This window comes from Polynucleobacter sp. JS-JIR-II-50, assembly GCF_018687895.1.
Taxonomy (GTDB): domain Bacteria; phylum Pseudomonadota; class Gammaproteobacteria; order Burkholderiales; family Burkholderiaceae; genus Polynucleobacter.
Genome location: NZ_CP061307.1, coordinates 162,843 through 188,956 on the forward strand (window position 1 = coordinate 162,843; position 26,114 = coordinate 188,956).

Here is a 26,114-nt window from a genome sequence, read left to right on the forward strand (position 1 = left end):
TGTTGATTTTAGAAAATACCTTTGCAAATGCAGCTTTCATGAGTGATGAAGGTTACCAAGCTCCAAACCGATTTCTTATCTTGGGATTGGGTGAGTCTGGTGTAGCTATGGCGAAGTGGTGCCTGCGAAATGGTGCCGAAGTTCGCTTAGCGGATACGCGCGAGCAATCCTCTTTTACTGAGCGTCAAAATGCCTGGCTGGAAGAGCTTCGGACTGCGGGCCTCAAAGATATTTGTTTTGGTCCTTTAGATGAGAGCTTGCTCAACAATATTGATGTAATTGGTATTAGCCCGGGACTTTCTCCGGTGCAAGACCCAACTTATGCATTCTTGGTTAAGGCTGAACAGGCTGAAATTGATGTGTGGAGTGAGATTGAATTTTTTGCTCGCGCAATTTCTGCTTTAAGTCGTATGGCGCAAGCTCAAGAGTTGAGTTATGCAGCTGCAGTATTGGCTGTCACTGGCACCAACGGTAAAACAACGACTACCGCATTAACCGGACAACTCTGTGAGCGCGCCGGTAAGAAAGTTGCTGTTGCAGGAAATATTAGTCCTGCAGCATTAGATAAGCTCATGAGCTGCTTAGATATTGCCGATCAAATCGTAGATATGCCGGATGTTTGGGTCTTGGAGCTATCTAGCTTTCAGTTGGTCTATACCCATACTTTGAATGCTACGGCAGCAACAGTATTGAATATTACCCAAGACCATTTAGATTGGCATGGCGATATGCAAGGATATGCGCAAGCTAAGTCACGGATATTTGGTATTGATACAGTTTGTATTTTGAATCGCGATGATTCTCTTGTGATGGGGCTGCTGTCTGAAGAGCAAAAAGCAGAGAGAGCCATTGTGACCTTTGGCTCTAATCGCCCAGACGAGCAAGGCGCTTTTGGAATTGAGCATGACTTACGTGCGGGTGGAATTGATTGGCTGGTATGGGCTGAGGTAGATGAAGATGTTGAGCCCAAGCCTAAGCGTCGTCGCAAATCTGCAGTTATTGAAGAGGAGCCGTTACGCCTCAAGCGTCTTATCCCAGCTGACGCCTTAAGAATACGTGGCCGACATAATGCATTAAATGCGCTTGCAGCCCTAGCCTTAGCACGTGCTGCTAATTTACCTATGAACGCACTGTTACATGGCTTACGTGATTACCATGGTGAGCCGCATCGTGTGCAAAGTATTGCGATTGTTAAAGATGTTGAGTATGTAGATGACAGCAAGGGTACTAATGTTGGTGCGACTGTCGCTGCATTGAATGGCCTGGGCAGTAACGAGTTTGGCAAGCGCATTTGGTTAATAGCTGGTGGCGATGGCAAAGGTCAGGATTTCGGTCCATTACGTGAACCCGCTTTACGTTTTGTAAAGGGCGCTTTCTTAATCGGCAAAGATGGCGCTGCAATTGGTGAGGCTCTTGGCTCTGGAATTCAAAGTACAAATTGTGGCGATTTAACTTCTGCAGTTCAAGCTGCCGCTAATCATGCCGTATCCGGAGATTTGGTGTTGTTGTCTCCAGCTTGCGCAAGCTTAGACCAGTTCCGTGACTATGTTGAGCGTGCCCAAGTATTTGCTGCAGAGGTTGAAGAGTTGGGCATGCGTTTTGAAGGGGTTCAGGTATGAACTTAAAAGAAAAATTCTTTCCTGAAAATCGACTTGGGCTGAATCGTTTCTGGAATTTTTCAAGAGGTGGAATTGATAACTTCCGCACTGGTTTGCGTGATGCTGTTTCAGGCGTAGAGCAAACCCGTTCACGCATGATGGACTATGACCAGTTGCTCGTATGGGCAATTCTGTCTCTGATGTTGATTGGTCTTGTAATGGTGTACTCCGCCTCTATTACTTTGGCCGATGGACCGAAGTATGCAAATTACAGTAGTAACTTCTTCCTCATTCGTCACGTGATTTCTTTGGTGATTGCGATTGGTGTCGGTATCTGGGCTTTTAAGATTCCTACCAAAGTATGGGATCGTTATTCACCAGTCATTTTCGGATTTACCGTTTTATTGCTGATTGCCGTTTTGATTCCTGGTGTAGGTAAGGGCGTGAATGGTGCAAAGCGTTGGATTCCTTTGGGCTTGATGAACTTTCAGCCATCCGAGTTGATGAAATTTGCTGCTGTGATATTTGCTGCAAGCTATACCGTACAACGTCAGGAATATCTCCACTCCTTTGTGAAGGGTATGCTACCAATGGGTATTGCAGTTGCCCTGGTTGGCGGTCTGTTGATGGCTGAGCCAGACATGGGTGCATTCGTAGTGGTTGCTTTGATTGCGTTCGGCATTCTCTTTTTGGGCGGCATCAATGCTAAATTATTTGGCGGCTTGATCCTCGTTGGTTTGATGAGTGGTGCAACCATGATTGCGCTCTCTCCATTTCGTCGTGGACGCATGCTGGCCTTTATGGATCCATGGCAAGTAGATAACGCCGCCAATAAAGGCTATCAGTTAACCCATTCATTGATGGCATTTGGTCGCGGTGAATGGTTCGGTACAGGGCTTGGTGGGAGTGTAGAAAAATTGCACTACTTACCAGAAGCGCATACCGATTTCATCATGGCTGTGATTGGCGAAGAGTTGGGATTTGTTGGTGTGGTGGTAATGATCTTCTTGTTTTATTGGATCGTACGTCGTGCCTTCTTAATTGGCCGCACTGCTTTGCAGTTGGATCGTAGCTTTGCAGGTCTTGCCGCTAAAGGGGTTGCCATTTGGATTGGTTGGCAAGCCTTCATTAATATGGGCGTAAACCTTGGCCTGCTTCCAACGAAGGGCTTGACCTTGCCATTGGTAAGTTACGGCGGCTCAGGAATTTTGATGAACGCGGTTGCCGTTGCAATGTTGCTGCGTATTGATTTTGAAAATCGCATCCTCATGCGTGGAGGGAAGCTTTGACTAAACCCTCAATCTTGGTGATGGCTGGCGGTACTGGTGGACATATCTTTCCGGGCCTTGCTGTCGCTGAATATTTACGGATTTGCGGTTGGAAGGTCTCTTGGTTGGGTAATCAAGCTGGCATGGAGTATCGCCTCGTGAAGTCTTGTGATTTCCCATTTGAGGCGGTCGAGTTCGGTGGTCTACGTGGCAAGGGATTAAAAGCAAAGTTGATGTTGCCTATTAATCTTATGCGCGCTTGCTATCAAAGTTGGAAGATTATGCGTCGCCTAAAACCTAATGTGGTTTTAGGTATGGGCGGCTACATTACTTTCCCTGGTGGTTTGATCACTAAGCTTTTGAAGCGTCCATTGGTTTTGCATGAAGCGAATTCAGTCGCTGGTAGCGCTAATCGTGCGCTGAGTAAAATTGCCATGCGGACTTTAACTGGGTTTCCAGAGACGATGGCGCAGGCAGAGTGGGTTGGCAATCCGATCCGCGAAGAGTTTGATCATATGCTTGCACCCGCAGCTCGTTATGATCAGCGTCAAGGACCCTTATCTATTTTGGTCGTGGGCGGCAGCTTGGGAGCCGCAGCCCTGAATGAAAACATTCCAGCTGCTCTAGCGTTGATTCCGGCTGAGTCACGTCCCAAGGTGATTCATCAGGCGGGCGATAAGCATTTAGCAGATCTACAGAAGCGATATGCTGACTTAGGTGTAACCGCAGATATTCGCCCTTTTATTGATGACATGCCTGCTGCATATGCACAGACCGATTTGGTGATTTGTCGCTCAGGCGCCATGACAGTTTCTGAAATAGCAGCTTGTGGCATCGCCTCTTGTCTTATTCCATTTCCATTTGCGATTGACGATCACCAAACTGCGAATGCACAGTTTTTGGCAAATTCGAATGCAGCTATTTTGTTGCCGCAGCTATTGCTGAACCCCCAAGATTTAGCGGTGATGCTTCAAAACTTCAATCGCACAGAATTAAAAGAGATGGCATTACGTGCGCATGCTTTAGCAAAGCCTCATGCTACCCAGCGTGTAGCTGAGGTATGCGCCGATTGCGCGGGGGTAGGTATATGAAACATATCGTTCAGCAAATTCACTTCATCGGTATCGGTGGCGCTGGCATGAGTGGCATCGCTGAAGTGCTATTGAACTTGGGGTATCAAGTCTCAGGATCTGACCTAGCTGATGGAGCAGTTACAAAGCGTCTAAAAGAGTTGGGCGCAGTCATTCATATTGGGCATGACCCTAAAAATATTGGTACTGCGGAGGCGGTAGTGATTTCCACTGCTGTTGCAGGCAATAACCCAGAGGTTTTGGCTGCACGCGCAGCAAAGGTGCCGGTGATTCAGCGGGCAGTCATGTTGGGTGAGTTGATGCGTCTAAAGCAGGGCATTGCAATTGCTGGCACGCATGGCAAAACAACTACTACCAGCTTAGTTGCATCCGTTTTAGCTGAAGGTGGTCTAGATCCTACATTTGTGATTGGCGGCAAACTCAATTCCGCAGGCGCCAATGCGCGCTTGGGCCAGGGAGATTTTATTGTGGTTGAGGCGGATGAATCAGATGCCTCTTTCTTGCAATTATTTCCAGCTATGGAAGTGGTAACGAATATTGATGCTGATCATATGGATACCTATCAGCACGATATGGCCAGATTAAAGCAGGCATTTGTACAGTTTATTCAGCGTATGCCGTTCTATGGTGTGGCAGTGCTTTGTATCGATGATGCCAATGTGCGCGACATCATTCCATTTGTATCTCAGCCAGTACTTCGCTATGGTCTGTCAGAGGATGCGGATATTCGCGCAAGCAATGTACGCGCAGATGGCACACAGATGCATTTCACAGTTGATCGTCGCACGGTGCGCAGACATGGTAATAAGCCTGGGCCACTCAATATCACATTGAACCTACCTGGATTGCATAACGTGCGTAATGCCTTGGCTGCAATTGGTATCGCTACAGAGTTGGGTGTGGGTGATGAAGCGATCACTAAGGCTCTCTCAGAATTTAGCGGAGTTGGTCGTCGCTTCCAACGTTATGGGGAGATTCCTCTGGCAGCTGGTGGTAGCTTTACCTTGATTGATGATTATGGCCATCACCCCGTAGAAATGGCTGCAACCTTGGCTGCGGCAAGAGGTGCCTACCCAGATCGTCGCTTGGTCTTGGCATTCCAGCCACATCGCTTTACTAGAACGCGTGATTGCTTTGGCGAGTTTGTTCAAGTGCTCAAAAATTTTGATGCTTTAGTACTGACTGATGTGTATCCAGCGGGCGAAGCAAAAATTCCGGGGGCTGATAGTAAGAGTTTGATGAAGGCTGCTACCGCTGAAGATAAGCATTCCAAAGCCTTATTAGATTCGTGCGCAGTTGCCTATGCTGCAAATGTTGCAGAAATGCCAGAAAAGTTGAGTCAAGTTTTAAAAGATGGAGATGTATTAATCACGATGGGTGCAGGATCAATTTCTGCTTTGCCACATACGTTGTCGGAGGCGAAGCATGTCTAAGGTAGGCGCTAATTTGAGCTCTTGGGGTGAACGCGTTCAGTCTGGCTTAGCTAGCTTAGAGCCGATGTCTTTTGGTCGCGTTGGCGTTTTGCTGGGTGGTAAATCTGGCGAGAGGGAAATTTCTCTCATGTCAGGTAATGGCGTATTGGAAGCATTGCGATCAAAAGGTGTCGACGCTCACGCTTTTGATACAGGCTTACGTTGCCCAACAGAATTGGCTAAAGAAAACTTCGATCGCGTATTCATTTCCTTGCATGGCCGCTTTGGTGAAGACGGAACCATCCAAGGGTTGCTGGAGTTGTTAGGGTTGCCTTACACAGGCAGTGGCGTTTTAGCCTCTGCTCTAGCAATCGACAAAATTGTCACCAAGCAAGTTTGGATTAGTAATGGACTCGCGACTCCTGAGTATGAGGAATTAACTGCTGATAGCGACTGGAATGCGGTCGTGAAGCATCTTGGTTTGCCTATGATTGTGAAGCCAGCCCATGAAGGATCCTCTTTGGGCTTAACAAAAGTGAAGTCCGCAGAAGAGTTGCCGGCTGCTTACAAGCTTGCCGCTGGATTAGATAAAAAAGTGATTGCAGAGACTTGCATCATTGGCGATGAGTTAACTTGTCCGCTAGTTGGTCAAGGCAAGACGGCCGAAGCTTTACCGGTGATCAAAATCATTCCACCACAAGCAAATTACGATTTTCATAATAAGTATTTCTCTGACGAAACTCAGTACTTATGCCCTACTGGGCTTGCGCCTGAGGTGAATGCTGCCGTTCAGGAATTAGCTTTGGCTGCATATAAGGCTTTGGGTTGTCGTACATGGGGTCGCGCTGATGTGATGCTGGATCAAAAGACCGGCAAGCCTTACTTATTGGAAATGAATACCTCCCCTGGAATGACTTCTCACTCTTTGGTGCCAATGGCTGCGAAGGCTGCTGGTATTGAGTATGCAGATTTAGTGCTTTGGTTGCTCAGTCAAACGTTGCAGCAAAAAGAGGGTACTGCTGCATGAGCAATTTCATGGATCGCTTCGGTGAAATTTTCTCTATGTTGATGTCTCCGCTTTGGAATCATGCGGAGCGCATGGAGAGGCTGAGTCGTTTCCTGCTGCGCGGCTTCGTGGTGATGCTCGTCATTGGTATTTTGGTTTGGCTAAGTCAGCGACCAGTTTTCGCTTTAAAGCAGATTCAGATTGAACCGGTTGCTGGCCAAACGTTGAAACACATTAACAAGCCTATTGTTAAGCAACAAGTTTTAGAAACAGTGCAGGGTAATTTTTTCAGCGTTCGCTTAGAGGATGTAAAGCGAGGCTTTGAAAGTATGCCTTGGGTACGACATGCCAATGTCCGTCGCGTATGGCCAAATGGTCTAGTGGTGAGTATCGAAGAGCAGAAGCCTTTTGGTACTTGGGGTGGCGCTGAGAGCCACACCCTAATGAATACCCATGGTGAGCTCTTTACTGGGCGCGTTACTGAGGTGAGTGAGGATGTGCGTTTAGTTGACTTCTCCGGCCCTGAAGATGCTGGCAAAGAAGTCATGAGTCTTTATGAAAAAGCAAACAACTGGTTTAAGCCATGGGGCGCAGAAGTCACTAGCCTTGCACTGACTGAGCGTTATGCATGGCACGTTAAGCTCTCAAACGGAATGAAAGTAGAGTTTGGCCGCGATGAGGAAAGCTCAGACAAAAATTTAACGGAAGAACGTGTGGCGCGTTTATTTAAATATTGGCCACAAGTACAAGAGAAGTGGGCGAATCGAGTAGATGCAGTCGATTTGCGATATGCAAATGGTTTTGCAGTTCATCTTGCATCTGCAAGTTTGAAAAAGAATGATGTAGATGGCAAAAAAAGTGAGCTGAAGCAATGAGGAATGGTAATGAGTAAAGACAATCGCGATATTTTGGTTGGTTTAGATATTGGAACTTCCAAGGTGGTTGCCTTGGTTGCTGAATTAGCTCCAGATGGCCAATTCAACGTAGTGGGTGTTGGTCAAACGGCATCCAAAGGATTGAAGAAGGGCGTTGTAGTCAATATTGAAGCTACCGTTCAGTCTATTCAGAAGGCGCTTGAAGAGGCTGAAGTGATGGCCGATCGTCAGATTGTGCAAGTCTTTACGGGTATTGCTGGTAATCACATTGTGAGTTTTAACTCGAGCGGTATGGTTGCAATACGCGATAAAGAAGTTGGCTCTGGTGATGTTGAACGCGTTCTCGAAACTGCAAAAGCAATCAACATCCCAACTGACCAGCAGATTTTGCACATCCTTGTTCAAGAATTCATCATTGACGGCCAAGAAGATGTACGCGAGCCAATTGGTATGAGTGGTTTGCGCCTAGAAGTGAAGGTGCACATTGTTACTGGCGCTGTAAGTGCTGCGCAAAATATTGTGAAGTGTGTACGTCGTTGTGGTCTCGAAGTTAACGACCTCATCTTGCAGCCTTTAGCTTCAAGCTTAGCAGTGTTAACCGAGGATGAAAAAGAGCTTGGCGTTGTATTGGTAGATATTGGTGGCGGTACAACGGATATTGCAATTTATTGTCAGGGCTCTATTCGCCATACAGCGGTTATTCCAATTGCTGGCGATCAAATTACGAATGATATTGCGATGGCATTGCGCACGCCAACGATTGATGCTGAAGATTTGAAAATTGCGCATGGTATTGCTCGTCAAGAGATGGCTGATCCAACCGCAATGATTGATGTTCCTGGTGTCGGTGACCGTGAGCCACGCCCAATGTCTAAGCAAGCTTTGGCGGCAGTAATTGAGCCACGTGTTGAAGAGTTATTTACGCTGGTAAGAGGCGTAGTTCGTGACTCCGGTTACGAAGATATGGTTTCTTCTGGAATTGTTTTAACGGGCGGCACTGCGTTAATGCCGGGCATGGTGGAGTTGGCAGAACAAGTCTTCTTGAGGCCTGCTCGTATCGGTACACCTGAATACCGTGGACATCTCCATGAGGTCTTACGTAGTCCCAGATATGCCACCAGCATTGGTTTGCTGATGGAAGGTCAAGCGCAGCTATTGCGCGGCCGTCGTGTTTCTCAATCAGGCGCGTTACAAGGTGTTATATCGCGCATGAAAGAATGGTTTGCAGGAAATTTTTAAGTTTTTTTCGTCGTCGTCAACGTAGTACGTATTTACCTAGGAGGGTATATGGAATTTGAAATGTTAGATCAAGAAACAGCTGGCAAGACCATTATTAAAGTGGTTGGAGTCGGTGGCGCTGGTGGCAATGCTGTCCAGCATATGATCCGTCGCGGTGTTAATGGCGTAGAGTTCATTTGCATGAACACCGATGCTGGCGCTTTACAGCGCTCTGAGGCATCTGTGAATTTGCAACTGGGTTCTAGCGGATTAGGTGCTGGCGCCAAACCGGAAATCGGCGCAGCTTCTGCTGAAGAAGCGCGTGCTCGCATTGCCGATACATTGCAAGGCGCACACATGGTGTTCATCACTGCTGGTATGGGTGGTGGTACAGGAACTGGAGCGGCCCCAATCGTGGCTCAAGTAGCTAAAGAAATGGGCATTTTGACTGTTGGTGTCATTAGTAAGCCATTTGATTTCGAGGGCGTAAAGCGCTTGAAGGTTGCTGAGAATGGCGCTGCAGAACTCGAGTCATATGTAGATTCATTGATTGTTGTACTCAATGAAAAACTCTTTGAAGTGATGGGTGAAGATGCTGAGTTCGATAAGGCATTTGCTTGTGCGGATGATGTATTGCATAACGCAGTATCTGGCATTGCAGAAATCATCAATGTTCAGGGCTTGATCAACGTTGACTTTGAAGACGTTAAAACAGTAATGGGTGAGCAAGGAAAAGCCATGATGGGAACGGCAACTGTTTCCGGCATGGATCGTGCACGCTTAGCTGCCGAAGCTGCAGTAGCATCCCCATTGCTCGAAGGTGTTGATCTGTCAGGTGCACGTGGTGTGTTGGTAAACATTACTGCTAGCCGTTCATTGAAATTGTCTGAGACTCGCGAAGTCATGGCGGCGATTCGTGGTTATGCCGCTGATGATGCAACCGTAATCTTTGGCACTGTTTATGACGAGAGCCTAGGCGACGCCTTACGTGTAACTGTGGTTGCTACTGGCTTGAATAATCCTCAAGCACGTAAAAACAACCAACCTGAAGTAGTTTGGAGACAAGCTACTGGTACTCATGATGCAATGCCAACGATGGCAGACCTCAATAGCTTTGCTCCTGCTAGCGCATCAGCAGCAATGAGCAAGGTCAGTGTGGATTCGGCTTTAAGTACTAGCGCAGGTTTAGCCTTGACAGGAACTGGTAGTGCTCCAGCAATGGCAGCTCAACCGGCAAGCACAGGCGTGGACTATAGCCAGTATGACTTGCCACGGGTTTTTCGTAGCTCTCGTGAAGCGACTCCTGCGCCTACATTAGGTGCGGATAGCTCCCCTCAGGCTAAATCCATGTTGGACAAAGGGGCTGATTACTATGAAATTCCAGCCTTTTTACGTAAACAAGCAGATTAATTAACTGCTTAATACAATAGGTAATTGCGAAATGCCAGCGCGGCGCCCCTCCGGACGACGAATCCCGCGCTTGCGTTGGCATGCTTACTAACAATTATTTATTGGAGATGTCATGATTGCTGTTGGACAAAAATTACCGAACGCTACTCTTTATGAATTTATGAATGAAGAGACCGAAGGCTGCTCCTTAGGGCCAAATGCTTTTGAAGTTGAAAAGCTGGTAGCTGGAAAAAAGATTGTGTTGTTTGCATTGCCTGGCGCGTTTACACCAACCTGCTCTGCAAAGCATGTGCCTGGTTATGTTGAGCACTATGATGCGATTAAAGCTAAAGGTGTTGACGAAATTTGGTGTGTTTCTGTAAATGATCCGTTTGTGATGGGTGCATGGGGACGCGATCAAAAAGTTGGCAAAAAGATTCGCATGCTAGGCGACGGCAGTGCTGAGTTCACCAAAAAGCTTGGTTTAGAGTTGGATCTCACTGCGCGTGGTTTTGGTGTTCGCTCAGATCGTTATGCCATGATTATTGAAGATGGTGTGGTGAAGTCATTAGACCGCGAAGCTCCTGGTAAGTTTGAAGTAAGTGACGCTGCTTCCATCTTGAAAAAGCTGTAATTCAAACCCTCATATAACAAATCCCCCCTGAATTTAAATATCGAAATATGATGAAGCAACGCACCATTGCCACTCCGGTTAAGACCGTGGGGATTGGCTTACATTCTGGTCGTAAGGTGATGATTTCCATTAAGCCTGCACCAGTAAATTCAGGGGTTCAGTTCGTGAGGGTGGATACACCCGAGCAGTCGGTTGTACCTGCAACTGCCTTAGCTGTATGTGATACAAGGCTTGCCTCGGTTATTCAAAAAGATGGTGTGCGTGTTTCTACAGTAGAGCATCTGCTTTCAGCCTGTGCTGGTCTTGGTCTTGATAATTTATTGATTGAGCTTGATGGTGAAGAAGTGCCCATCATGGATGGTAGCGCCGCTTCATTCTTATTCTTAATTGAATCAGCTGGTATTGCAGAACAAGATGCACCACGTCAATTTGTAGTGATTAAAAAACCAGTAGAGGTTCGCGAGAGCGACAAGCTTGCGCGCTTAGAACCATTCTTTGGGTTTAAGTTAGATTTCACGATTGACTTCAAGCATCCTGCGGTAGATAAAACAGGGCAACGTTTTGTGGTTGATTTTGCAGAACAAGCCTACCGCAGTGAAATTGGCCGCGCGCGGACTTTTGGATTTGCACATGAAGTAGAAGCATTACGCGAAATGGGATTGGCGCGTGGTGGTAGCTTGGATAACGCGATTGTTTTAGATGAGCACCGCATTTTAAATAACGAAGAACTTCGTTATGAGGATGAATTTGTGCGTCACAAAATATTAGATGCGATTGGCGATCTGTATCTGATTGGCCATCCTATTGTGGGAGCTTATATTGCCGAGAAATCAGGCCACGCTCTGAATAACGCACTTTTGCGTAAGCTTTTAGAAGACCCTAGTTCTTATGAAATCAGCTCTTTTGCTGAAAATAAGGCTCCAGGTGCCTACTCTCAAGAAAGCCAGCCTCTCTTTTTCTAAGGGCGCTGAAGTAGTTTTGAGCTACTTTGGTTTATTTTTCAGCAGCTTCTCAATGGAGGAGCGTAAACCAGAGTCTGGCCCTAACTTCTCCAATAACGATTCCCAGGATTTTTTGGCAACCTCATTTAATCCTTTTGGCTTTTCACGCTGATCTTGGCGGGGCTTAACTTCCCAAGCGGGCGGAGCGGGTTTAACTCGCACTTTTATTGCCTTACAAGGCAACCCAGATTTACTTAACTCATTGATTAGACTGGGTAATATTTGCTGTAAGCGACTGGCAATGCTAGCGCTACTGACCAGTAAAAATAGCTCATCTTGTGAACCAGAACGCCAACCAGCTTCAATTTTTGGGCTCAGATGGTCTAAATCAAGCTTCGTTAAGGCTGAGTTGATGATTGTCTTGAGTTTGGCTAGATCTTCGGTTTTAGCCAAAATTCCCCCAAGACCATCAGATTCACGTAGGTAATCCATCCAGTCGTGAGCTGTAGGCTTGCGGGATGATTTAGGGCTAAAGTTCATAAAAAATGGGGTTGCGGGTGATAAACTCAAGGACTTAATTTTCTTCAATATCCCATGGTAATCGGTCTTCTTAAAACCCTGGTCGGCAGTCGTAACGACCGCCTCTTAAAACAGTATCGCAAAGTCGTTGCTAAGGTCGCCACTTTTGAGGCGAGCCTGCAATCTTTGGATGACTCTGCGCTTGCTGCAAAAACTGCAGAATTCAAGTCACGCCTTGCTGCTGGAGAGTCCTTAGATGACATCGCTGCAGAAGCATTTGCGGTGGTTCGTGAGGCTAGCGCACGCGTTATGAAGATGCGCCACTTTGATGCGCAGATTCTGGGTGGTCTAGCCTTGCATCAAGGCAAGATTGCCGAGATGGGCACAGGGGAAGGAAAAACCTTAACGGCGACTCTTCCAGTCTATTTGAATGCTTTGACTGGTAAAGGTGTTCATGTTGTCACGGTGAATGATTATTTAGCGCAGCGTGATGCCGAATGGATGTCCAAGTTGTATAACTTCTTGGGTATGAAGGTAGGTGTGAATCTATCTCAAATGGATCACACTACTAAGCAAGAAGCTTATGCCGCTGATATTACATACGGCACCAATAATGAATTTGGCTTCGATTACTTGCGCGACAATATGGTTCAGGATTTGGATCAGCGCGTGCAACGCGGTTTAGCTTATGCGATCGTTGACGAAGTCGACTCCATTCTGATTGATGAAGCTCGTACCCCATTAATCATTTCTGGTCAGGCTGAAGATCACACCGATCTTTATGTCAAGATAAATGCCCTGCCATCTCATTTAGAGCGTCAAATTGGTGAAGAGAAGGCTGATGGCACAGGTGTTGAGAAGCCAGGCGACTACTGGGTAGACGAGAAGTCTCAGCAGGTTTATTTGACCGAACAAGGTCATGACAAAGCTGAGTCTGTATTGGTCCAATTGGGCGCTCTCAATGATGGCGATTCTCTTTACGCGCCACAAAATATTACTTTGATGCATCACGTGTACGCTGCTCTGCGCGCACACACTCTATATCACCGCGATCAACAATACGTTGTCCAGAATGGTGAAGTCATCATCGTGGATGAATTTACTGGTCGTTTAATGCAAGGTCGTCGTTGGTCTGATGGATTGCATCAAGCTGTCGAAGCCAAAGAGGGCGTGCAGATTCAAAATGAGAATCAAACCCTAGCGACAATTACTTTCCAAAATTATTTCCGCATGTATGGCAAGTTAGCCGGTATGACCGGTACTGCCGATACTGAGGCGTATGAATTTAAAGAAATCTACAACTTGGAAACAGTTGTGATTCCGCCAAATCGCATTAGCCAAAGAAAAGATAAGCAAGATCAGATCTACAAGTCATCTCGCGAACGCTATGACGCGGTGATTAAAGATATCGAAGATTGCTATGAACGTGGCCAACCAGTGCTGGTGGGTACCACTTCGATTGAAAACTCTGAGTTGATTGCGAACCTATTGGATCAACGTAAATTACCGCATCAAGTTTTAAATGCAAAACAGCATGCTCGCGAAGCGGAAATTATTGCTCAAGCTGGCCGCCCAAAAATGATCACGATTGCTACTAATATGGCAGGCCGCGGTACTGATATCGTGCTTGGCGGTAATGTCGGCAAGCAGTCTTCTTTGATTGAGGCCGATAGCTCACTGGTTGATGCTGATAAAGCAGTCAAAATCAAGCAGTTGCAGGATGAGTGGCAAAGTATTCATGACCAAGTTCTCACTGCAGGTGGTTTGCATATCATCGGTACCGAGCGACACGAGAGTCGTCGTATCGATAACCAACTAAGAGGTCGCTCGGGTCGTCAAGGTGATCCTGGCTCTTCCCGCTTCTACCTTTCATTGGATGATTCGCTGCTACGTATCTTTGCGGGCGATCGTTTACGTGCTGTCATGGAGCGTCTCAAGATGCCCGATGGTGAGCCGATTGAAGCGGGCATGGTAACGCGCTCTATTGAGTCTGCTCAACGCAAGGTTGAGGGTCGCAACTTTGATATTCGTAAGCAATTGCTGGAATATGACAACGTTGCTAATGATCAGCGTAAAGAAACTTACCGCCTCAGGAATGAAGTGCTCGAGAGTGCTGATATTGGCGACTTAATTGCCAATTTGCGCGAAGATGTTTTGCGTTCCGTTTGCTCGGTTTATGTTCCCCTGGAGTCTATGGAAGAACAGTGGGACTTAACTGGATTAGAAAATGTTCTAGCCAGTGAGTGGGGTCTCACAATTGATCTCAGAAATTGGGTTGAAGGTGCCGAGACTGTAGATGATGCAGAAATTGTTGACCGTGTATTGGATGCTGCTAGAGAGACCTACGATGCAAAGGTCGAACTCTCTGGACGTGAATCTTTTGCAGGCTTTGAGCGCTCTGTACTTTTGTATAGCTTAGATAGTCACTGGCGTGAACACTTGGCTGCTTTGGATCATTTGCGGCAGGGTATTCATTTGCGCGGTTATGCACAGAAGGATCCTAAGCAAGAGTACCGCCGCGAAGCATTTGAGCTGTATGGTGAATTGCTCAATATCATCAAGAATGATGTTGTGAAAAGCATCATGACTGTTCAGATTCGTAGTGCCAATGAATTAGATCAAGCATCCGAGTCGATGAATGATGATTTGGCTAAGCTTTCTGATGTTCAGTATCAGCATGCCGATCCTGAGAAAGAGGTGGCTGGATCAACAGGTGATCGCGGCGCCGCTATTGATATTCAACCCGCACCTCTGCGCACAGGTCCAAAGGTAGGTCGCAACGATCCTTGTACGTGCGGTAGCGGTAAGAAGTATAAAAATTGCTGCGGTGCGTTGACTTAAGGGAGTGATCCACGGTTAATGGTGCTTGAATGGCTCAGATAAATCTGAGCCATTTTTCTTGGTGGAATCCCTAATTACAAGAATCCCCTCAGATTCTGTAGATCTGTCATGATTTGTAAGTGCAAAAATATTTGCTTTGTCTTTTACATCTCAAATTTAAATAAGGGGGCATTATGGTCGTGTCTTTTACTCTCAACGGTAAAGCTGTTAATTTCGATGGGGATCCTGAAACGCCGATTCTCTGGGTCTTGCGCGACCATTTAGATGTAACGAGTCCGAAGTATGGCTGTGGCGCAGGACTTTGTGGCGCCTGTACTGTTCATTTGGAGGGTGCCGCCATCCGTTCCTGCTCTACACCCATATCTGCTGCGGGCGGTAAGTCAGTTACCACACTCGAGGGTTTAACGGCAAAGGTTGGCAAAGCACTTCAAGATGCTTGGATCGAGTTCGATGTACCTCAGTGTGGATATTGTCAGACTGGGCAAATGATGTCTGCAGCTGATTTATTGGCAAAGAAAAAACAGCCTAGTAGTGATGATATTAAAAATGCCATGAGCGGAAATATTTGTCGCTGCGGCACCTATTCCCGTATCGAAAAAGCAGTCAAACGTGCTGCAGATAAATTGGCATAAAGGATAAAGATCATATGAAAAATCAATCTTTAAAAAGCAACAGCCGTCGTCAATTTATTCAGCAAAGCGCTGCGCTTGGCGGTGCCTTTGTTGTTGGGATGCATCTGCCGATGACAAGTGAGGCTGCTGTAGGGGATGTTGCAAAGCCTGTCTTAGCAAACGCTTGGGTGCAAATTACCCCTAATAATCAAATTACGCTCATTTGTGCTCGCTCTGAGATGGGTCAGGACGTATATACCTCTTTGCCAGCTTTGCTAGCTGAGGAATTAAATTTACCTCTCTCAATGATTCGGGTTGAGATTGCTGGGGTTGCCCCTGTTTACATCAATGCGATGTTGGGCGGGCAAATTACTGGAGGCTCAACTTCAGTTCGTGAGGCCTTCGATAAATTAAGAACTGCTGGAGCTGCAACTCGTATGGTCTTAATTCAGGCCGCAGCTCAACGTTGGAACGTGTCAGCTGCCGACTGTAAGGCTATGAATGGCAAGGTAACGCATTCAAGTGGCAAATCAGCTACCTACGGAGAATTGGCTGCAGATGCAGCTAAGTTGCCTCTTCCAGAAAAACCAGCCTTAAAGTCGCCTGCGAATTTTATGGTGATTGGCAAAGAAACAATGCGTCGCTTGGATACGCCAAGCAAGGTTGCTGGTAAGGCAGTTTATGGAATTGACGTCAAGATTCCAGGTATGGCAATTGCATCTTTAGCGCAGTGCCCTGTTATTGGAGGTACGCCTACATCCTTTGATGCTTCCGCTGCAATGAAGGTGACTGGAGTGATTAAAGTTGTCCAGATTTCGGATGGTGTTGCAGTATTGGCTAAAGATTTTTATACGGCGCGTAAGGGTAGGGATGCCCTGAAAATTACCTGGAATGAAGGATCTAATGCGAATCTGAACAATGCTGTTGTTCGTAAGTCATTAGAGGATGGTTTATCTAAAAAGGGTGCTGTGATTAAAGCGGTGGGTGATTCTAATGCTACCGTTGTCAATGGCAAGCCGCTTAGTGCCCAATACTTTTTGCCATACTTAGCCCACTCCACTATGGAGCCTGTGAACTGTTCTGCTGATGTATCTAATGGTAAGTGCAGAATTATTGGGCCAATTCAATTTCAGCAAGGTGGGCAGGCGGTAGCTGCTGCTGCAGCTGGAGTTAAGCCGGAAGATGTCACGATTGAAACTACCTTCCTGGGTGGTGGATTTGGCCGCAAGTTGGAGTTGGACTTTATTCGTCAGGCCGCTGAAATTTCTAAAGCCGCTGGTATGCCAGTCAAGATGCTTTGGACCAAGGAGGATGACATTACCCATGACTTCTATCGCCCTATGAGTATTCATAAAGTGGATGGGGTCTTGGGTGCCAATGGTCAGTTAGCTTCCTTGAAAGCCAAAATGGTTTCTCAGTCAGTGACTGCACGAGCCTTTCCTGGTTTTGTGAAAGATGGTTTTGATCCATTCATGGTGGAAGGCTCGAACAATATTACTTATGAGATTCCCAATTTAGAAATTACTAACGTGATTACGGATACCGGGCTTCGAGTGGGTTATTGGCGCTCAGTCAGTAATGCGCTAAATGCATTTGCAATTGAGAGTTTCGTAGATGAGGCCGCTAAAGCTGCTGGGAAGGATCCCGTTGCATATCGGATAGCATCTTTAGGCAAGCACCCTCGAGCAAAAGCCGTCCTTGAGTTGGCGGTGAAAAAGTCTGGATATGTGCCTGGTAGTAAGCGTTTTGGTGTTGCGCAGATGGAGTGTTATGACACTTATTCTGCTTGCATCCTTGAATTGGATTCTGCGGCTAAAGAGACTAAGGTTAAGAAAATTACTTTCGTTTCTGATTGCGGAATTACAGTACATCCTGACCAGGCAAGAGCGCAGCTCACTGGTGGCGTGATTTACGGCTTGAGTGCAGCCTTAAGCAATGAAATTACGATTGAGAATGGCCGGGTTCAGCAGAATAACTTCAATAACTACCCCAGCTTGCGACAAAATCAAGTGCCTGTCGTTGAGGTGCATTTGGTGCCAAGTCAGGAGAAGCCGGGTGGCTTGGGTGAGGTTGGGGTGCCTTTAGTGGCCCCAGCTCTGGTCAACGCAATTGCTGCAGCAACTGGCAAGCGGATTCGGGAGTTGCCAATCAAGGCGTAGTATCTGTAATGGGGTTTAACCAAAATAAAGCGCGCCTAGAAGGTGCGCTTTATTTTTGAGCCTCATCTACAATTATCAGACTATGACCGTTAACTTACCCCTCCCCACAAAAGCCGAACTAAAGCCCATCAAAGGTTTTGAGATGGGCATCGCCGAAGCCGGTATCAAGAAGGCAAATCGCAAAGATTTATTGGTGATGACTTTAGCTCCTGGTTCCCAGGTAGCTGGTGTTTTTACTCTAAATCGCTTTTGCGCTGCTCCAGTACAAGTTTGTCGCGAGCATTTGGCGCAAGAGGGTCGTAATGGTGAAATCCGAGCCCTTGTAGTGAATACCGGCAATGCTAATGCTGGGACTGGTGAATCTGGTATGAAACACGCCTTAGAAACCTGCGCAGCTTTGGCTAAGGATCTGAAGATTCATCCAGAGCAGATTTTGCCTTTTTCTACAGGCGTGATTCTTGAGTCGCTCCCGATTGAGAAAATTATTAGCGCTTTGCCAAAGGCAGTCTCAAACCTAGGCGAGGATAATTGGTTTGATGCGGCTGAAGCCATCATGACCACAGATACTCAGCCTAAAGCTACTTCAGAAACTGTACAAACGCCTGCAGGAATGGTGACCATTACTGGTATCTGTAAGGGCGCTGGCATGATTCACCCCAATATGGCAACCATGCTGGGATTTATTGCTACTGATGCTGGATTTGCACCTGGCCTATTGAGCGGTCTTACTCGTGAGATAGCAGATCTTTCATTTAATGCGATCACTATTGATGGTGATACATCCACTAATGACTCTTTCATCATTATGGCGACGGGCCAGTCATCAGTGCAAATTCAATCAGCGAACGATCCTAGTTATGTGATCTTACGAGATGCATTAATTGCACTAGCTAGAAAGCTGGCGCAAATGATTGTGCGCGATGGCGAAGGTGCAACCAAATTTATGACGATCGAAGTGCTTGGTGGCAAGACTTCTGAGGAGTGCCGCCTGGTTGCAAAGGCAGTCGCCCATTCCCCTTTAGTAAAAACCGCTTTCTTTGCTAGCGACCCTAATTTAGGCCGCATCCTGGCAGCGATTGGCTATGCAGGTATCGCTGATTTAGATGTGAATCACGTACAAATGTGGTTAGGCGATGTTTGGGTTGCTAAAAATGGTGGACGCAATCCTGACTATCTCGAGGCTGATGGTCAGAGGGTCATGCAGGCCCCAGAAATCACCGTCAAGATTGACTTGGGCCGCGGCAACGCTACACAAACTATGTGGACTTGTGACTTGTCGCATGACTATGTATCTATTAATGCAGATTACCGCTCATAAAAGACCCTCCAAAATATGAATGAAAAATTAGACCGTCTTTTAGACCATCTCGATACTTTTTTACCAAAGCCATTAACTGATGAGCAGTGGAAATCATCTACTGCATATAGATGGCGTCGGCGCGATAGTATCTTTGGCAGCATTGGATTTTTGCAGCCCGTAAAGTACGTGGCAGATATTACTTTTGAGGATTTGCAGAATATTGATCGTCAGCGTGATGCCATACGCGATAACACCAAAAACTTTATTCAGAAAAAACCTGCCAACAATATTTTGTTGACTGGCGCTAGGGGAACTGGAAAGTCCTCATTGATCAAAGCGAGCTTGCATGAGTTTGCCAGCCAAGGCTTGCGGCTAGTTGAGGTTGAGAAAGAGCATTTGGCTGATTTGGCTGACATTACCGAGCTTTTGGCTGAGCGTCCAGAGCGCTTCATTATTTTTTGCGATGACCTCTCCTTTGAGGAAGGTGAATCCGGCTATAAGGCCATGAAATCAGCCTTAGATGGCTCTGTTTCTGCGCAAGTCGACAATATTTTGATTTATGCCACTTCTAATCGCCGTCATTTATTGCCTGAGTATATGAAGGATAACGAGACCTACGTTCATAACGACGATGGTGAAATTCATCCTGGTGAAGTGGTTGAAGAAAAGATTTCTTTATCAGAGCGCTTTGGTCTTTGGTTGTCTTTTTACCCGCCAAAACAAGATGAGTATTTGGCGATCGTGGCGCATTGGTTGCAGCATTTTGGTTTAAGTGCTGGGCAAATTGAAGCGGCGCGTTCAGAAGCTTTAGTTTGGGCATTGGAGCGTGGCTCACGCTCAGGTCGCGTTGCTTGGCAATTCGCTAAGCATTGGGCTGGTTCAAAAGCTTAAGATCTTTTTGATGAGTGAAATCAAGCGCCCAGTTACTGAAGTAGCAGCAGGAATTTTGCTAGATTCTGAGGGGCGCTATCTTTTGGGGCAGAGACCTGAAGGCAAACCCTACGCTGGTTATTGGGAAGTTCCAGGTGGAAAAATCGAAAAAGGGGAAACGGTTTTCGAGGCGCTTAAGCGTGAACTTCAAGAAGAGCTTGGTATTGATATTCAATCAAGTGAAGAGCTTACCGTTCTGGAGCATGATTACCCGCATGCCTATGTTCGCTTACATGTGAGCATTATTCGCGATTGGAGAGGGGTTCCCAAAGGTTGTGAGAATCAAGCCTTATCGTGGGAGTTGCTTGCTGCCGAAAAGCCTAGTGTTGAACCTTTATTGCCCGCCGCCTGGCCCATGCTGGAAAGGCTAAGAGCCCTTTTGACTTAAAGCTGGCAGAGGGTGAGTTTGAATGGCACATCAGCATTCACCAACTGTGCTTTTTTATCGCGTTCGGACTTTAAGAAACGCACTGAGAGCAAATATTTATTTGCGCTAATTTCAGAAAACATAGCGTCATCTTCTACGGCAATGCGCATTAATTGATAGACCTTGCCCGATGGAGCTTGCTGAAAAGAGCCATTGTGTGCGACTACATCTTTAGCCTCTCCTGATTGACGTAACAGTCGTAAAAATAATTGGCACGCCTCATGCCATGGCAAGAGTGGCCCAACATATTTTTCAAGCAATTCACGCCGCTCAGATGATGGACTATTTTTCCAGGCATGATAACTAGGCAAATCAATTGGACTGGTGCCGCCTGGAATATTTAATCTAGTGCGAATCGCATTTAACCATTCACTCTCGGTAATCACGGAGTTGGGTCTGCCTGTTGATTGATTAATACTGCCGGCAACGGAATCAATTTCTGAAAGAGTTTGTGTCAGCGCCTCTTGATCAACTTTTTGGGATGACTTCAATCCATTGAGCATATATTTTTGACGCTCAAATTCTTTGAGTAGTAAAGATTTAATATCACCGCGTGCACCAATGTCACCAAGATCAAACAAAACAGAGATGGCATTGTGGTGCAACTCTGGGTCATCAGAGCGGACAAAGTGGTTGAAGCGGGCGAACAAATACTCCAGTCGAAGCATGCTTCGAACTAATTCGTTAAAGGGGTATTCGTAGACAATCACAAGCCCATATTCTATGACGAACTGGTGAGATCTTTCTGAATCTGTAAGATTTTTTCGTGCAACTTCAAAACTTCAGTTTTTAAGTTCTCAAAAGATCCTTGGTTTTCAATGACTATATCGGCTTTGGCGATGCGCTCTTGTCTGCTGGCTTGGGCTTTGAGAATTCTTTCTACCTCGTTTCGGGATAATTTGCTGCGCTGCATCACTCGTTCAATTTGAGTCTCCTCTGGGCAGTCCACCACCACGAGGTAATCCAACAGGGAGACCCAATTGCCAGATTCGATCAATAGGGGCACCACAAAAACAAGATAAGGAACCTTTTCTGTTATCAGCCGTTTAGTTTGCTGAATGGTTTCTTCCCTTATGAGGGGGTGGGTAATTGCTTCTAAAGATTGCCTAGCCACCGGATCGGAAAATACTAGGCTACGCATCTTGACTCTATTTAGAGCCCCGCTTGAATCAATGAACTCAGAGCCGAACTGCTTTTGAATGAGGGGGATTGCGACTCCATTTGAGGCGGTGATCTGATGGGCGATGAGATCAGTGTCGACAATGCCCGCGCCCAGTTGAGCGAGCCGATCACTCACGGCAGTTTTTCCTGAGCCAATGCCTCCAGTAAGGCCTACAAAGGGCACACGCCCTTTTAGGATGCCTAGGCCGGCTTGCTCAGAAGAAGGATTTGTAGGGTTTGTGGCCATAACAACTCAATGATGCCAGCAATAGCCAGAAAAGGGCCAAACGGAAAAGCTGAACGATGATCTTGTTTATTCCATTGCAGCCAGATAATGCCGCCAATCAGTCCGGTCAGGGATGACATTAGCAAAATACTGGGTAATGCGAGCCAGCCGAGCCAAGCGCCCAAGGCTGCCAATAGTTTGGCATCACCCATTCCAATGCCATCTTGCTTTTTGACTATCCGATAAAGACGGTTTAGGAGCCAAAGACAGGCGTAGCCTAGGGTTGCTCCAATGATCGCATCTTGAAAAGAAATGAAGCCTTGATCTGCAAGGCCATTAAACAAGAGGCCTAGCAAGATGAGCGGCAAGGTGATGATATTGGGCAGGCGAAAGGTGCGCAAATCGAAATAAGCTAAGTACACCAAGATCGCTATCAGGCAGATTCGTATCCAGTCGAAAAAAACAACATTGCCCATTAAACAATCTGTCCTAGGTTAAAGATGGGGAGATATAGGATTATGACCAGACTTCCAATAATGAGCCCAACGAAAATGATTAATAAAGGCTCCAAGCTTTGGCTTAAGGTGTTTAAGCGATTGCTTAATTGAGAGCTCAATATTGATGCGCGCTTTTGTAGCATTTCAGCGAGTGCGCCACTTTCAGACCCTATTCGTAAGAGCTGCAATGTTTCCTGATCAAATAGTAGGTGCTTAGGATCTGCTTTTGTTATGGCATCTCCGAGTGACCAGCCACGGGTGAGGTGTTTGAATATTTCAGCGCTGAAATCATGGCTGAGCCAGTGGTTAGATGATTGTGCGGTAACTCTCAATGCATCTGGAAGGGGTAATCCAGACTTTAGGAGATGACCCAATGTCCGACACCAGTAGGTAAGTGTTGCCAATCTGAGAAGCTGCCCAATCATGGGTAAATAGAAGCTCAGTCGATCGCAATGTTTTTGGATTTTGGGGGCCTTAGACCAAGCAAGGCTAAAGAGCGCAGCAAAGCCGATGAGGGCTATCACTATTTCAAGGTAGAACGCTTCAAACCATGAGGATGCTTGAATTAACATTTTAGTCGGGGCTGGCAACTCCGCTTGAAAATGAGCAAAAACATCTTTAAAGACGGGCACAACCCAAATCATCATCACTATCACTAGAAGGCAAGAGCTGGTCAGAGTGATGGCGGGATAACTCATCGCCTGTTGAATTTTTCGACGCAATTCAATTTGGGCTTCTAGTTGCTGACAGATGGTTTTTAGCGCCAGAAGAAAGTCGCCAGTGCGCTCACTAACGCGAATGAGATTAATAAATTCCATGGAGAATAGATTTGCTTGGGCGCGTAAGCATTGAGAAAAACTTTCGCCCTTTTTGAGCTGGGTGTGAATGCTAGTCACCCATGGAATCCAGGCCTTTGGGGCGGTTAAATAAATGAGTTCAATCGCGTTGAGGAGTGGTAGGCCTGCCTCTAGCAATGTTACGAGTTGCTCGGCAAAATGAAGTTGGTTCTGCTTGCTTAATGCCATGTGCCCACTTCTGCATCTAGGGCTGCTTGATTAATAAGACCTGCTTGTATATGAATTAGTCCGGCATCTCGCATGCTGACGTATGAGGTAGATGAGTTAAACAAATGGGTTTTGTTTAGTACTTCATGAACTCCAATACGCCCAAGGTAGCCACTCCCTTTACATTTTGGGCAGTCGGTCTGGCCATTGCTGCCAAGACATTGTGAGCAAGTTTTTCGCACGAGGCGCTGTGAGCTGACGCTTAAGAGACAGGACTCCAGAGATTGTTGATCTACTCCTAGATGGCCCAGTCTAGAGACTGCCCCACAAGCATTTCGGGTATGTAAGGTGCTGAGAACGAGATGTCCGGTTTGCGCTGCCTGAATAGCAAGCTGAGCTGTAGCGGCATCACGGATTTCTCCAATCATGATGACATCCGGATCTTGTCGAAGAAGGGCGCGAATGATGGTTGGAAAATCCAAACCTGCCCGCGGGTGATAGGCCACTTGATTGACCCCAGCAAGACGAATTTCAATAGGGTCTTCTATCGAGCAAAGATTGCGATGATTTTGATTGAGCTCACGAAGGCAGCTATAGAGCGTTCGAGTCTTGCCGCTCCCAGTCGGTCCTGTCACTAGGATCAGCCCGTTGGATTGAGCAAGGGCTTGCTGGAATATCTCGAGTTGTTCCGAGAGGAGGCCAATTTCTTGAAGATCAAGCTCTTTTACGCAACTGGGCAGTATGCGAACAACCGCCTTTTCTCCATGAAGCGTTGGCAAGATTGAGACCCGGCAATCAATATTAGGCTTGGAAAAGTTATGGCCAATACAAAGGCGCCCATCTTGCGGCAGACGTTTTTCTGCAATATCTAAGCGCGCCAGAACTTTGATGCGTGTGATGAGGCGGTCATGAAATTCAATCGGGTAATGTGACTGTATTTGTAGCAGGCCATCGACCCGAATACGAATGAGTGTGGCCTGGACCCCAGCCTCTATATGAATATCACTCGCTCTAGCATCTAGGGCATATGTAGCGATTTCATACCAAGTGCGAATGATCAGTGAGTCATCAGCGGTAACGCTCAATCTTGTTCTGGAGTCCGATTGGCAGGACGATACAGTTTCACTGTTTTTACGCCCTGTTCGTCAAATTGAACAATTTCCATGACGATGCCAGCAATGCGAATGCTGACATCATGATCGGGGATGGCCTCGAGCTTGTCGAGAATAAGTCCATTTAAGGTGCGCGGACCATCCAAGGGGAGATCGAGGTTGAGTAAGCGATTCAGATCGCGTAGTGAGGCGCCGCCTGTTGCTAGATAGCTTCCGTTCGGGAGCCAATGCGGATCAGTTGAGAGGTTGGAGAGAGAGGTCGTAAATTCACCAATGAGTTCTTCCACGATATCTTCAAAAGTCACTAACCCCAGAACTTCACCATATTCATTCACAACCAAACTTAAGCGTTGTTGGTTGTCTTGGAAAAATTGCATTTGCTGCAGTACCGGGGTGCTACTTGGGATGAAGTAAGGCTCATTTAATAACACCCTAAAGTCTTCATGCTTAAGGTCAGTATCGCCCAGCAAGGACAAGGCCTTTTTGACGGAAAGGATCCCGACAATACGCTCAGAGTCACCATCGCAAACAGGTAATTTATTGTGATAGCAAGTCTCCAGCTGCTGGACCACTTCATCAATAGGCCTTGATAGATCCAAAACCTCAATCTTGGACCTGGGTGTCATCACATCATCAACGGTGATGTTTTCCAAATTGAATAAGTTGAGCAGGATGTTGCGATGATGATTGGAGACAAAACGATTTGATTCCAAAACTAGGCTGCGTAACTCTTCTTTGCTCATAGCCCTGCTATCAGATGAGGATTGCAGGCCAGACACTTTCATAAGACCAGAAACAAAGCTATTGATAAACCAAAGTAGCGGTTTCAATACAAAAGTGAGGGGCAAAATAAACCAGCCAACATTGGAAGCAATCTTTTCTGGAAAAGCAGCTCCAATGACCTTCGGGGTAATCTCGCTAAAGACGATGATGAGTAGAGCAACAACTAAGGTAGCGATAGAAAGTACGAGACCACTGTCGCCAAAAATATGGAGGGCAATACCCGTTACCAGAATGGGGAGAACGGTATTAATTAGATTATTCGAAATTAATAGCACCGATAACAATGAGTCAATACGCTTTAGGAGCCTCTCAGCTAGCGCCGCACCCGCATTACCGCCATTGGCCATTGCACGTAAGCGGTGACGATTCGATGACAGCATGCTGGTTTCTGCCATCGAGAAAAAGCCAGATAGCGCAAGTAAAAATAGGACTAGAGCAACTTGGCTATAAAACGGCCAATCGTCAAAAAAGGTGTCCATAAGGTCTGCCTGAAAAAAGTAAGGATGAGTCAATATAGCAAAGTGGCATTTCTCAAGCTATAGCCATGGAATAAAGGTCTGTCATCCCTCTTGTTTATTTATGTGAGAATCACTTGATATGGCTTCCTCACCAACCCCTTTAGGCTCAAATAGTGCTAACTACTGTGTTATCGCGGCACCTTTCGGGTGTCTTGGCATTTCGACAGAAATGGTGGAGGGTAGCCTGATGCTTTCTAGGATTGATTACTTGCCCGCCAATACGGCTTTAATCGCTCCACACAATCAGCTGGCTAAAGAGGTTGCTCGACAGTGCGAGGGTTACTTCCAGGATCCTCATTGGCAATTTGATTTACCCACAAAACCTGCGGGTACTGAGTATCAAAGAAAAGTGTGGGCTAGCATTCAAGATATACCCGCTGGTAAAACACAAACCTATGGTGAATTAGCGAAAAAGATTAAGAGTGGGGCTCGAGCAGTAGGTACAGCGTGCGGTGCCAATCCCTACCCCCTAATAGCGCCTTGCCATCGAGTGGTGTCTGCTCAAGGTATTGGTGGTTTCATGAAAGAAAACTCCCCAGGACTGTATCGCCAAATCAAGCTCTGGCTTTTAAGGCATGAAGGTGCTTTGTAGGT

Annotated in this window: 24 protein-coding genes; 17 read left to right on the top strand and 7 right to left on the bottom strand. The window is 46.5% G+C overall.

The window, feature by feature from the left end; translation table 11 throughout:
• The first annotated feature begins 38 nt into the window (after positions 1–38).
• The 10 genes from murD to lpxC all read left to right on the top strand — a co-directional run bounded on the left by murD (position 39) and on the right by lpxC (position 11,453).
• Positions 39–1,619, top strand: a complete 1,581-nt coding sequence (gene murD, locus FD963_RS00920) for a UDP-N-acetylmuramoyl-L-alanine--D-glutamate ligase (RefSeq protein WP_215363743.1) — start codon at positions 39–41, stop codon at positions 1,617–1,619.
• Complete coding sequence (gene ftsW / locus FD963_RS00925) at positions 1,616–2,887, top strand: putative lipid II flippase FtsW (protein ID WP_215362531.1); 1,272 nt, start codon at positions 1,616–1,618, stop codon at positions 2,885–2,887. Before murD ends, ftsW begins: the two co-directional genes overlap by 4 nt.
• Positions 2,884–3,957 carry an undecaprenyldiphospho-muramoylpentapeptide beta-N-acetylglucosaminyltransferase gene (gene murG, locus FD963_RS00930; RefSeq protein ID WP_215362532.1) on the top strand — a complete coding sequence of 358 codons (1,074 nt, stop codon included), beginning with the start codon at positions 2,884–2,886 and terminating at the stop codon, positions 3,955–3,957. Before ftsW ends, murG begins: the two co-directional genes overlap by 4 nt.
• Positions 3,954–5,390 carry a UDP-N-acetylmuramate--L-alanine ligase gene (murC, locus tag FD963_RS00935; RefSeq protein WP_215362533.1) on the top strand — a complete coding sequence of 479 codons (1,437 nt, stop codon included), beginning with the start codon at positions 3,954–3,956 and terminating at the stop codon, positions 5,388–5,390. Before murG ends, murC begins: the two co-directional genes overlap by 4 nt.
• A 64-nt stretch (positions 5,391–5,454) precedes the next feature.
• The gene (locus FD963_RS00940; RefSeq protein ID WP_215363746.1) at positions 5,455–6,396 is read left to right on the top strand and encodes a D-alanine--D-alanine ligase; all 942 of its coding nucleotides are present in this window, start codon (positions 5,455–5,457) and stop codon (positions 6,394–6,396) included.
• Positions 6,393–7,250, top strand: a complete 858-nt coding sequence (locus FD963_RS00945) for a cell division protein FtsQ/DivIB (RefSeq protein ID WP_215362534.1) — start codon at positions 6,393–6,395, stop codon at positions 7,248–7,250. The genes FD963_RS00940 and FD963_RS00945 overlap by 4 nt, the downstream gene beginning before the upstream one ends.
• Before the next feature lie 9 nt (positions 7,251–7,259).
• A complete protein-coding gene (ftsA, locus tag FD963_RS00950; protein WP_215321364.1) occupies positions 7,260–8,489 on the top strand; it encodes a cell division protein FtsA in 1,230 nt (409 codons plus the stop codon).
• Positions 8,490–8,537: 48 nt separating this feature from the next.
• Complete coding sequence (gene ftsZ / locus FD963_RS00955) at positions 8,538–9,878, top strand: cell division protein FtsZ (protein ID WP_072583388.1); 1,341 nt, start codon at positions 8,538–8,540, stop codon at positions 9,876–9,878.
• 112 nt (positions 9,879–9,990) lie between these two features.
• A complete protein-coding gene (locus tag FD963_RS00960; protein WP_215321366.1) occupies positions 9,991–10,491 on the top strand; it encodes a peroxiredoxin in 501 nt (166 codons plus the stop codon).
• A 47-nt stretch (positions 10,492–10,538) separates the two neighbouring features.
• The gene (lpxC, locus tag FD963_RS00965; protein ID WP_215362535.1) at positions 10,539–11,453 is read left to right on the top strand and encodes a UDP-3-O-acyl-N-acetylglucosamine deacetylase; all 915 of its coding nucleotides are present in this window, start codon (positions 10,539–10,541) and stop codon (positions 11,451–11,453) included.
• A 21-nt stretch (positions 11,454–11,474) separates the two neighbouring features.
• Here lpxC and FD963_RS00970 read toward each other — a convergent pair whose 3' ends face one another.
• Positions 11,475–11,972 carry a hypothetical protein gene (locus FD963_RS00970; RefSeq protein ID WP_215362536.1) on the bottom strand — a complete coding sequence of 166 codons (498 nt, stop codon included), beginning with the start codon at positions 11,970–11,972 and terminating at the stop codon, positions 11,475–11,477.
• A gap of 54 nt (positions 11,973–12,026) precedes the next feature.
• On the opposite strand from FD963_RS00970, the gene secA reads away from it, so the two are divergent.
• From secA to FD963_RS01000, 6 genes are all read left to right on the top strand, one after another.
• The gene (gene secA / locus FD963_RS00975) at positions 12,027–14,792 is read left to right on the top strand and encodes a preprotein translocase subunit SecA (protein ID WP_215362537.1); all 2,766 of its coding nucleotides are present in this window, start codon (positions 12,027–12,029) and stop codon (positions 14,790–14,792) included.
• 173 nt (positions 14,793–14,965) lie between these two features.
• Positions 14,966–15,424 (top strand): (2Fe-2S)-binding protein, encoded by a 459-nt coding sequence (locus FD963_RS00980; RefSeq protein WP_215362538.1) that lies wholly within the window; start codon positions 14,966–14,968, stop codon positions 15,422–15,424.
• Positions 15,425–15,438: 14 nt separating this feature from the next.
• The gene (locus tag FD963_RS00985; protein WP_215362539.1) at positions 15,439–17,562 is read left to right on the top strand and encodes a molybdopterin cofactor-binding domain-containing protein; all 2,124 of its coding nucleotides are present in this window, start codon (positions 15,439–15,441) and stop codon (positions 17,560–17,562) included.
• Between the two features lie 82 nt (positions 17,563–17,644).
• Complete coding sequence (gene argJ / locus FD963_RS00990; protein ID WP_215362540.1) at positions 17,645–18,880, top strand: bifunctional glutamate N-acetyltransferase/amino-acid acetyltransferase ArgJ; 1,236 nt, start codon at positions 17,645–17,647, stop codon at positions 18,878–18,880.
• 15 nt (positions 18,881–18,895) lie between these two features.
• Positions 18,896–19,753, top strand: coding sequence for an ATP-binding protein (locus FD963_RS00995; protein ID WP_215362541.1), 858 nt, complete (start codon positions 18,896–18,898; stop codon positions 19,751–19,753).
• Between the two features lie 10 nt (positions 19,754–19,763).
• Positions 19,764–20,180 carry an NUDIX domain-containing protein gene (locus FD963_RS01000; RefSeq protein ID WP_215362542.1) on the top strand — a complete coding sequence of 139 codons (417 nt, stop codon included), beginning with the start codon at positions 19,764–19,766 and terminating at the stop codon, positions 20,178–20,180.
• On the opposite strand, the gene zapD is transcribed toward FD963_RS01000, so the two are convergent.
• From zapD to FD963_RS01030, 6 genes are read right to left on the bottom strand one after another with little or no spacing between them, the layout of a single operon-like run.
• On the bottom strand, positions 20,177–20,887 hold the full coding sequence (zapD, locus tag FD963_RS01005) for a cell division protein ZapD (RefSeq protein ID WP_251367253.1): 711 nt from the start codon (positions 20,885–20,887) through the stop codon (positions 20,177–20,179). The genes FD963_RS01000 and zapD overlap by 4 nt on opposite strands.
• A 53-nt stretch (positions 20,888–20,940) precedes the next feature.
• On the bottom strand, positions 20,941–21,627 hold the full coding sequence (gene coaE / locus FD963_RS01010; RefSeq protein WP_215362544.1) for a dephospho-CoA kinase: 687 nt from the start codon (positions 21,625–21,627) through the stop codon (positions 20,941–20,943).
• A complete protein-coding gene (locus FD963_RS01015; protein WP_215362545.1) occupies positions 21,582–22,082 on the bottom strand; it encodes an A24 family peptidase in 501 nt (166 codons plus the stop codon). Before FD963_RS01015 ends, coaE begins: the two co-directional genes overlap by 46 nt.
• Positions 22,082–23,128, bottom strand: a complete 1,047-nt coding sequence (locus FD963_RS01020; RefSeq protein WP_215362546.1) for a type II secretion system F family protein — start codon at positions 23,126–23,128, stop codon at positions 22,082–22,084. The genes FD963_RS01015 and FD963_RS01020 overlap by 1 nt, the downstream gene beginning before the upstream one ends.
• Positions 23,119–24,192: a GspE/PulE family protein gene (locus tag FD963_RS01025; protein ID WP_215362547.1), complete on the bottom strand. Its 1,074-nt coding sequence runs from the start codon at positions 24,190–24,192 to the stop codon at positions 23,119–23,121. Before FD963_RS01025 ends, FD963_RS01020 begins: the two co-directional genes overlap by 10 nt.
• Positions 24,189–25,481, bottom strand: coding sequence for an HlyC/CorC family transporter (locus tag FD963_RS01030; protein ID WP_215362548.1), 1,293 nt, complete (start codon positions 25,479–25,481; stop codon positions 24,189–24,191). Before FD963_RS01030 ends, FD963_RS01025 begins: the two co-directional genes overlap by 4 nt.
• Positions 25,482–25,599: 118 nt before the next feature.
• On the opposite strand from FD963_RS01030, the gene FD963_RS01035 reads away from it, so the two are divergent.
• Complete coding sequence (locus FD963_RS01035; protein ID WP_215362549.1) at positions 25,600–26,112, top strand: methylated-DNA--[protein]-cysteine S-methyltransferase; 513 nt, start codon at positions 25,600–25,602, stop codon at positions 26,110–26,112.
• Positions 26,113–26,114: the final 2 nt, after the last annotated feature.